The organism is Anaerotignum faecicola, assembly GCA_024460105.1.
Taxonomy (GTDB): domain Bacteria; phylum Bacillota; class Clostridia; order Lachnospirales; family Anaerotignaceae; genus JANFXS01.
Genome location: JANFXS010000279.1, coordinates 1 through 453, shown reverse-complemented (window position 1 = coordinate 453; position 453 = coordinate 1). Strand labels below are relative to the sequence as shown.

Genomic DNA, 453 nt, shown 5'->3' with positions numbered 1-453 from the left:
TCGAATTTCTTCGCGGTACAGGGGGTGACCGCTACGTTCACAATCTTTTTCGGATCCAGATTTTCCTGATTGGCAAAATACGTCTTGATAGTCGGCCCCTGCATACCGATGGGGCTCTTGGAGGTGGAGAGATTTTCCTTGAATTCGGGATAATACGTCTCCACAAATTTTACCCAGGCGGGACAGCAGCTGGTGAGCTGGGGAATGGGGATATTGCTGCTTGTTAAACGGCGGATCAGTTCGTTGGCCTCTTCCATGATGGTTAAGTCTGCTGCAAAGTTGGTATCCAGTATGTAATCACCGCCCAGAGCACGGAGCAGTGCAACCATGCGGCCTTCCACAAAGCTCCCCTCTTCCATGCCGAATTCTTCCCCGAGAGCTACACGCACAGACGGCGATGTGGAGAAGATGACAATTTTGCCGGGATCGTTTACGGCCGCTTTTACGTGTTCC

1 protein-coding gene is annotated in these 453 nt (G+C 51.7%); it reads right to left on the bottom strand.

Going from position 1 to position 453, the window contains the following annotated elements:
* Positions 1-453, bottom strand: a 453-nt coding sequence (locus tag NE664_13950) for a hydrogenase (GenBank protein ID MCQ4727737.1), incomplete at both ends; no start/stop codon positions are given.